At 46.5% G+C, this 9,056-nt stretch carries 7 protein-coding genes and 1 pseudogene; 7 read left to right on the top strand and 1 reads right to left on the bottom strand.

Annotated elements, in window-relative coordinates; translation table 11 throughout:
* From AC3DOM_RS02700 to AC3DOM_RS02670, 7 genes and pseudogenes are all read left to right on the top strand, one after another.
* Positions 1 to 255: pseudogene (locus tag AC3DOM_RS02700) on the top strand (spermidine/putrescine ABC transporter substrate-binding protein); the annotation flags it as partial.
* Between the two features lie 42 nt (positions 256 to 297).
* Positions 298 to 2,727 (top strand): GAF domain-containing protein, encoded by a 2,430-nt coding sequence (locus AC3DOM_RS02695; RefSeq protein WP_487917486.1) that lies wholly within the window; start codon positions 298 to 300, stop codon positions 2,725 to 2,727.
* A gap of 17 nt (positions 2,728 to 2,744) precedes the next feature.
* On the top strand, positions 2,745 to 5,252 hold the full coding sequence (locus AC3DOM_RS02690) for an ATP-binding protein (RefSeq protein ID WP_487917485.1): 2,508 nt from the start codon (positions 2,745 to 2,747) through the stop codon (positions 5,250 to 5,252).
* 98 nt (positions 5,253 to 5,350) lie between these two features.
* Positions 5,351 to 5,749, top strand: coding sequence for a response regulator (locus AC3DOM_RS02685; RefSeq protein WP_487917484.1), 399 nt, complete (start codon positions 5,351 to 5,353; stop codon positions 5,747 to 5,749).
* Between the two features lie 24 nt (positions 5,750 to 5,773).
* Entirely contained in the window at positions 5,774 to 6,139 is a 366-nt protein-coding gene (locus AC3DOM_RS02680; RefSeq protein WP_487917483.1) for a response regulator, read from the top strand.
* Positions 6,140 to 6,144: 5 nt separating this feature from the next.
* Positions 6,145 to 6,990, top strand: a complete 846-nt coding sequence (locus tag AC3DOM_RS02675; protein ID WP_487917482.1) for a GNAT family N-acetyltransferase — start codon at positions 6,145 to 6,147, stop codon at positions 6,988 to 6,990.
* 301 nt (positions 6,991 to 7,291) lie between these two features.
* Positions 7,292 to 8,053: a S1 RNA-binding domain-containing protein gene (locus AC3DOM_RS02670; RefSeq protein WP_487917481.1), complete on the top strand. Its 762-nt coding sequence runs from the start codon at positions 7,292 to 7,294 to the stop codon at positions 8,051 to 8,053.
* Between the two features lie 65 nt (positions 8,054 to 8,118).
* Here AC3DOM_RS02670 and prfB read toward each other — a convergent pair.
* On the bottom strand, positions 8,119 to 9,056 hold a 938-nt coding region (prfB, locus tag AC3DOM_RS02665), incomplete at its 5' end, for a peptide chain release factor 2 (protein ID WP_487917480.1).

Here is a 9,056-nt window from a genome sequence, read left to right as displayed (position 1 = left end):
AATAAAGAGAACGCAGAAAAGTTCATGAATTACCTCCTGGATGCTGAAGTCGGTGCTGCGCTTTCAAATTATCTTCGCTACGCTTCACCAAATCAGGCAGCATTGCCATTTTTGAACGAGGAAGATCGCAATCACCCAGGCTTGTACCCACCCGAAGAAGTTCTCGCTCGGATGTTTTTCTTTGCCAATATTGGATCAGCCAGCCAGCTCTATGATGATGCCTGGAGCGAGGTATTGGCCAACCACGGACAATAAGGTATTAAATATGCAAATAGAAAATCTTGAAAGGTTTGAACTATGACATTATCTAAAACCTCATCAAGCCCGAATCGGATATTTGGCTCTATTCGATCTCAACTCGTGTTGGGGTTTGGGTTGATACTGATTTTAGCCCTGGTTATTGCGATTATCGGCTATCAGAGTCTGCAAAGCCTGCGCACCAGTGTTCAGACCACACTGGAAGAAGCCAGTCAAATTCGTGAGTTGAGCCTGGAAATCGAGAACGAATTTTTGCTAGCCCGCCAGGACGAATCAAGCTTCCTGGCTACATGGCGTTCACTGGGGTTTGAAGCGGCTCAGGCCGAATATGTCTCTACGAATGAATTACACCTGGAACAAGCCCGCAGCAAGTTTCATGAATTTGAAAAAATAGTTCAAAATTCGGGCGATCCGGAACTAATGGATACTTTAAATGATTCTGTCAACCTGATTCCTCTGCTCGATACCTACGAATCTGCTTTTCAAGCTGTTGTCACCGCTATCAAACAACGCAGTCGCCCGGATGGACAAGAGAATACTATGTTCGCAACGCTCAACCAGCTTGAAGCCATGGTTTCCCCTCTGCCAGATCCTGAACTCCTTCAACTGGTTTTTCAAATTCGGGCTGACGAGCAAGCCTACTTGAACACGGGACAGCGTCAATATTATGACAACCTTCGATTGTTGATTCTCGAATTTACCGATCTGGTTAAAAATTCCTCCCAGGCCAATCTCCCGGATGAAGCGGCAGCAATCCCTGCCTCGGTGTCCGATCCACAGGAAGAAACTGTGCCGCTATCGGCACCGGAAGAAATAGTAGAGATACCGATCTCAGAAATACTCGAATTGATCGGGATATATCAAGCAAATTTGACGGAGTTAGTCACGATAGAGGGAAGTATCGATGTCAACACCACCGTTTTCCGGGAAGTGACGGTGGAAATCAACGAATTAACAGATCACATCCTTCAGGAAGGCGAGGCTGGCTTTACTCGTGCGCGCGATCAACTGCAATCTGTCAGCGATCAGAACAGGCTGGCTTTGGTAGTGGTTTCAATTATAGCGTTGGGACTGGGGTCCTTGGCAGCGTTCGCGCTGGTGCGAGGCATTATTGGCCCTTTGAACAGTCTCAGAGACAGCGCTCAAAAGCTTGGAGAGGGAGATTTGACTCAAACAGTGAGAATCGCTGGTGGGAGTGAGTTTGTTTCGCTTGCCGAAACATTCAATACCATGAGCGCTCAACTTCGGGATCTAGTCGGCAGCCTGGAACAACGCGTGGCAGACCGCACCAGAGCATTGGCCACATCCACTGAAGTCAGTCGGCGTCTCTCCACCATTCTCGATCGGGATGCCCTGGTAAAAGAGGTGGTTGAGCAGTTGGTGACAGCCTTTGGTTACTACTATGCTCATATTTATCTCTTCGAGGAAGATGAGAATAAACTGGTCATGAAGGGTGGTACCGGCGAAGCCGGACAAGTGCTACTCTCTCGCGGTCATACCATTCAAAAAGGGCGCGGTCTTGTGGGGCGTGCCGCAGAAAGTAATGCTGTTGTTCTCGTCGGCGATACACTGAACGAAGAAGGCTGGCTGCCAAACGAATTACTCCCTGAAACACGCTCTGAGGTCGCAGTCCCTATCGCTATTGGTGATAACGTGCTGGGCGTTTTTGATGTGCAACATGATGTGATCGACGGAATCACTGAAGAAGATGCAGAATTGCTGCAATCCATCGCCAACCAGATCGCGGTCGCTCTGCAAAATATTGAATCTGCCGAAACAGTAGCCAAACGCGCAACCGAGCTGGAAACGGTAGCTGCTATCAGTACCGCTACTGCTACTATCCAGGACACCTTCGAAATGCTGGAAACCATGGTGCACCTGACCCAGCGCGGCTTTGGTCTGTACCACGCGCATGTGTTCAGGTATCAGGAAGAGAAAGAAGAACTGCAGATCGTGGCCTGCGGCTACCAGGAAGGCGACGAGCAAGAAGGCACACACGGCACCGCCGTTATCCCCCTTGAGCAGGAGCAATCTCTGGTGGCGCGTTGCGGCCGCACCCGGCAACCCGTGATCGTCAACGACGTGCGCAACGAGCCGGGCTGGCTACCCAACCCGCAGCTGCCCAACACGCGCTCAGAGCTGGCCGTACCCATGATCGTCGGCGACCAGCTGCTGGGCGTGCTGGACGTGCAATCGGAGCGCTTGAATGCCTTCACCGAGGAAGATGCCAATATCCAATCGACGTTGGCCTCCCAGGTAGCCACTGCGCTTCAAAATGCACGCTCCTTTACTTTGGCTCAGAAACAGGCCAAACGTGAGGCTACTTTGAATATCATCAGTCAGAAGATTCAGAGTGCTACTTCTGTGGAAGCGGTGCTGCAAATTGCCGCACGCGAACTGGGCCATGCCCTGGATGCCCCCATGACCGTCGCTCAACTGAATATCAAAGACAAAAATAATCTGGAATAGACACAGGAAATCTACCCATGTCTACCAAAAAATCTCGTAAACCAACCAAGAAATTATCTGCAGCTACCAAAACAAAGGGTAGTGCTTTGGTAGCCCCTGCCGAAGATGAGCAGAAAATTCGTGAAAGTATTGATAAACTATTTTCATATCTTGGAAATCTCACTGAACAGGAACCTGCAGATCATAAAATCAAGTTTGGCAAACGTGGTACAAAAGCCAGAAAAAAGAGTGCGGTAATTGAAAATTCACCACCTTTGGTAATTCCAAAAGATACAGAGGAGAAGATCAAACTGGACGCACTTAATAATCGCATCCAGGAATTGGAAAAAAAACTTCAGGAGAAAGGAAAAGCTGCCCCCAAACTATATGACAAGGAACAGGTGGGCTACGCTTTCAAAGGGGATTCTCTGGAACCTCTGACTGGTCCCAATTTAGGAAAAAGCATTGAAGATAAAAAAGGCATTCAGGCACCCCTAACAGATACAGGGCAAACCATTGGCACCATTCATATTGAGGCTTCTCCAGAGCGTCCGTGGGAACCCGAGGAGGAAAGTCTGCTTTCCAGTGTCGCTCAACAAGCTTCACTGCAAATTCAGAGCCTGCGTCTGCTTGCCTCTGCAGAACGAGCCCGTACCGAAGCTGAAGAAGCCACCCGTCGCTTTATGCATGAAAACTGGGCATCCTATCTCGACGGCATTCAGCAAAATGAGCGCCTTGGATACGCTTATGACCAGGCATCGGTAACACCCTTTCTCGATAAACTAACTTCTGATGAAGACCTAAGCGCAATAATAAAGGTTATGGAGGAGGAAATTGGTACATTATCTTTAAAACCTGACCCGTCTCGTCCCTACACAGACGAGGACAAAAAGATGGTTGCCGCCGTTGCCAGTCAAATTGCACAACAGGTTGAAAATATCCGTTTGCTGGCAGATGCCTCTCGCGCCCGGGCTGAAGCCGAGGATGCTACCCGGCGTCTGACACGTGAAAGCTGGCAAGAATTCACAGATCGTAGGGAAAAAGACTCTCTGGGATTCACTTATGATACGGTCCAAGTTAGTCCGCTGGGAAATTCAACGCTACCTGAGAATATTGCGCTTACCGTGCCATTGGAAGTGCGCGGCGAAACTATTGGTCAACTGGTTGTGGCAGGTGACGACAGGTTAGCAGAAGATGCCATTGAGCTGGCAAGGTCTATTGCAGCTCAGGCAAATACCCATATCGAAAACCTGAGATTACTCGAAGAAACAGAACTTGGCCGTCAACAGCTCAACAAGCGAGCTGCCGAATTAGAGACCGTGGCAAAAGTGAGTACAGCCGCTGCTGCGATACGAGACTCTGAATCCCTGCTGCGCTCTGTGGTTGATCTGACAAATTACAGCTTCAAACTTTACCATACGTCTATTTACCTTTTTCATGAGGACGATGATGGCACAAAAACGCTCAATCTTTTTGCTGCATCCGGAAAAATTGGCCAAAAAATGCTCCAACAAGGACATACAGTCAAGCTTGGTAAGGCTAGGGCAATTATCACTGAAGCTGCACGAACAAACGAAATCGTCATTATAAGTGATACTGAAAATCACCCTCTCTATCATAAACACCCTCTGCTTCCAAATACCCGTAGCGAAATGGCGATCCCCATGATCGTAGCCGATCAACTGGTCGGTGTTTTTGACGTAAAGGCAGATATCCCGAATCGTTTCACAGAAGATGACAAACGTACCTATAGTACGCTGGCATCTCAAACTGCGGTCGCCCTCCAAAACGCACAGCTATATGAGGAGCAGATCAAAACCGTGGAGCGATTACGGGAACTGGATCAACTAAAATCATCTTTCCTCGCAAATATGAGTCATGAACTTCGCACTCCGCTCAATTCAATCTCAGGCTTTACACAGGTTATGCTGGAGGGGATCGACGGACCACTCACAAAAGAGATGGAAGACGATCTAGGTTTGATTGATAAAAATGCGGAGCATTTACTCCGTTTGATTAACGAAGTTCTTGACATGGCAAAGATAGAAGCAGGGAATATCATGGTCGTATTAGGACCTGCCAACCTCCATAACATGCTGGATGAGGTTATCAAAACGACTAGCGGATTGGCACGCGAAAACGATCTCACTATTAGCCTGGTCAATAATATTCCTGAAGACCTTATTGTCATGGCTGATGATTTGCGTATCCAACAGGTGATGATCAACCTAATTGGAAACGCGATGAAATTCACGAAGAAAGGCGGAGTAACCATCCGCTCGGATATTCATAAGGACAATATCATCATAAAAGTTATTGATACTGGGATCGGGATTCCGCCTGACCAACTAGAATCAATCTTTCAGGCATTTAGCCAGGTAGACATTTCAACTACACGAAAAGCCGGTGGAACCGGGTTGGGTCTCCCGATCAGCAAACGTTTTATCGAAATGCACAATGGTCGTCTCTGGGCAGAAAGCACAGGACTTCCTGGAGAAGGTTCTGCATTCATCCTTGAGATTCCAGTCGTATTACCTGAAGACTAAGGACCTGATCTCAGGTATTACCATCTACAGATCTAAAGGTTTCTAATGATATTAAAAATTGATATACTACTCACTATAATAGTAAATTGAGCCTAACTATGACAGCTAATAATATTTTATATATTGAAGATAATCCCGATAATATGCGATTGGTGAAAAGAGCGCTTGAAGCAAAGGGATATGTTATTCATGGTGCGGTTGATGGCTTATCCGGTCTTCAGATGGCAGAAAGCATTGAACCATCCGTTATTTTGCTTGATATAAATCTCCCGGATATTGATGGTTATGAAGTCGCCCGGAGGATCCGAAAGCATAAAAACAGTGCAGTACGCCAAGTTTCGGTCATCGCAATTACGGCAAATACCCTAAAGGGTGATGCCGAAAAAGCTCTGGAAGCGGGTTGTGATGTATATATGTCAAAACCTATCAATATCCGCGAACTCTGGGCGCGCGTTGAGGGGTTCATGCCAATTGATGCGATTTCTAATCTCTTCTAATTGTCCGAATTTTAAGGAAAAGATATGGCAACCATATTACTCATAGAAGATATTGACGATAACGCCACCCTTGTAAAAAAAGCCGTTGAGGCAAAAGGAATTGACTTTTTGTGGGCCAGTACCGGCACTGAGGGTATGAAAATTGCGCTTGAAACAATTCCTGATCTTATTCTTCTGGATTTAGGTCTCCCTGATATTGATGGACAGACACTCTCTGCATGGATCCGCGAAGAGAAAACCCTCTGGAAAATCCCGGTTATTGTAATGACAGCCTGGCCCGAAAATACAGCAAAGCAAACAGTCGAAGCCTACCAATTGGATGGCTATATCTCCAAACCTTTTAATCTTAAAGATTTTTGGGATACCGTTGGGGAATTTATCAAAGCTTAATCAATATGGGCCTAAAAATTCTCACCGCTAACCACTTCACAATCGAAGAGCTAACTGCCTTTTACAACCGAACTCGGGTGGATTATCTTGTTCCAATGCCAATGAGCCCCGAAGTCATGGCCGAATATATTCATGATTTTGATGTAAATTTAGCTCTTTCTCCTGTTGTTCAAGAAAAAGGATCTGGACAATTTTTGGGACTTGGGATGTTGGGAGTGCGCGGCGAAAATACCTGGATCACAAGAATGGGTGTCTGCCCCCCAAACCGCCGACAAGGTGTCGGTGCAGCATTGATGGATTCACTACTCGAGGCTTCCTATCGTATCGGTGGAAAAAATATAATTTTGGAAGTTATCAAAAATAATATCCCTGCTCAGACACTTTTTGCAAATAGCGGCTTCAAAAAAAACAAGGAATACCTCGTCCTAAGGCGAGCACCTATTCGTCCTTCACTCAGCCCTGAAGGGGAAATCACCTGGCTCTATAGAAAAGATGCTTTGGCCGCTCTTCGCTCTTATCCACATTCCTTAACATGGATTAACGCCCTGGAAACAATGAAAAACGCCAGTATGTTTCAAGGATTTTCCATTGAACTCGAAGACGGCTCACGCGGCTGGCTGGTTTATCGGCATAAAAAGCATTCCATTACACACTTTGTATTCCATACAGAACGTGGCAATCCCAGCACAATAGCGCGTAATATTCTCATATATTTACACCTCCAATATCACCGTATGGATTCCTATGCTGAAAATTTCTTTGGAGATGATCCACATCTTTCGGCCTTATATGATCTCGGCTATTTTGAAGCCTTTCGGCGTGTGGAGATGATTAAAGACAACACCATCTGAAGGTATTTTCAATTGCGTTGAAAAAGTAATAAAAATCATTTCTATCATAATCCCGACTGCTTTTTGAATTGAATTTATCTTTCAGAGAAGCATTATTTTTTTAAAATAACTATGTTGAAGGAAATTACTAAATTTTCTTGCGATTTGCATAAAAGAACGCACAACCTTATAGATTTTTTATAATCGGGAAGTCTCTTTCCTTAAAATTTGAGATTTCCTTCATTTTTTTGTTGACGCAAGCCCTTCCGGCGTGTATAATCACGGGTCGGTAAACTTGTACAAGTATAGAAGGAGTAGGCTTATGGCTGAAAACGAAACCACACCAGAGAGCGTGTTGGAACCAAAAACAAAAATAAAAGGTACGATCAAAAAAATAACAATCGGTGGGGCAATTGTTGATCTCGGACAAGAACTTCCCGGTGTAATTCATATCTCCCAACTACAAAAAGAGCATCTGACCCGTGTGGAAGATGCAGTTGAGATCGGACAAGAGATAGAAGTGTGGGTACGCCGTGCCAAAAAGGATCGGATTGAATTAACAATGATCGAGCCATTGGATTTAGAATGGCGCGAAATGAAACCGGATGTCGTTACAAAAGGCAAAGTTGTGCGTCTTGAAACTTATGGTGCCTTTGTTGAGATCGGTGCTGAGCGTCCGGGCTTGGTGCATGTGAGCGAGATCGCCCATGGATATATCAAACATCCTTCGCAGGCTATCAAGGTTGATGATGAGGTTGAAGTGATGATCCTTGAGGTTAATCGCCGAAAGAAACAGATTCGCTTGAGCATGAAGGCTGTTCTCCCCGAGCCAGAAGAAAGCCCTGATAAACCAAGACGTGGTCGCGGTGGTAAAAAACGTGGCAAAAGCGTTGAAGCCATGATGGCTGAATTTAGTAGTGAGGAGCCAAAGGTTCCTGAACATACTGCCATGGAAGTGGCCTGGAAAGCTGCTCTTGACCGAGCCGGTTCCACCAAGAAAAGCAACAAAAAAGATGAAAAAAGCGCCGAAGCTGCCCAGGTGCAAGAAGAGCTTCTCTCCCGCACCTTGGAACAACGAAAGTAAGCTTCTCCCCTTTAAAACGAAAAGCCCTCAGTCGAGGGCTTTTTTTGTATCTTCACTCTTCCATACTAGGACGAAGCCTGCTGCAAATAGGCTTCCATAAAACCATCCAGATCGCCATCCAAAACAGCCTGGGTATTACCCATCTCATACTCAGAACGGTGATCTTTCACCAATTGGTAGGGATGCAGGACATACGAGCGGATCTGGCTGCCCCATTCGGCTTTGGTATATTCACCACGCAGCCCATCCAATTCTTCTTTTTGTTCAGCTTCCTTCAATTCAAGCAAACGAGCACGCAAAACGCGTAAGGCATTTTCCCTGTTTTGCAATTGAGAGCGTTCATTCTGGCAAGTAACTACAATCCCGGTTGGTAGATGGGTCAAACGGACTGCGGTCGAGTTTTTCTGAACACTCTGCCCTCCGGCCCCAGATGATTTATACACATCAACACGCAAATCTCTTGCGTTTATTTCCACATCCATATTCTCATCACCGATCTGTGGGAGAACTTCAACCAAAGCAAAAGAGGTATGCCGCCGATGCGCCGAGTCAAAGGGAGAGATACGTACGAGACGATGGGTCCCCTTTTCGGAGCGCAGATAGCCAAAGACATAATTCCCTGAAATAGAAAGGGTTGTACTTTTAATCCCTGCTTCTTCCCCAACCGTCAAATCCAGGACATCGACCTGATAGCCGCGTCGTTCCGCCCACCGCAAATACATTCTTTGGAGCATCGCCGCCCAATCCTGGGAATCAGTACCACCCGCGCCTGCATGTATCGCGAGCAAGGCATCCTCAGAGTCATATTTACCAGAGAGCATCGCCCGAAAGGCACGCTTATCCAGATCCTTCTCCAACGCATCCGTTTCCGCTTCCAACTCCCCCAATATGCTTTCATCGCCCATCTCAGCCAGTTCGATCAAATCCTGAAGTCGTTTCCAAAAGCCATTCCACGACTCGGTTTCTTCCTGCAATCTTGTGACGGTTTTCATCACCCGGCGGG

This window comes from Candidatus Desulfolinea nitratireducens (genome assembly GCF_982879505.1).
This window is presented reverse-complemented; position numbering and strand designations above follow the sequence as displayed.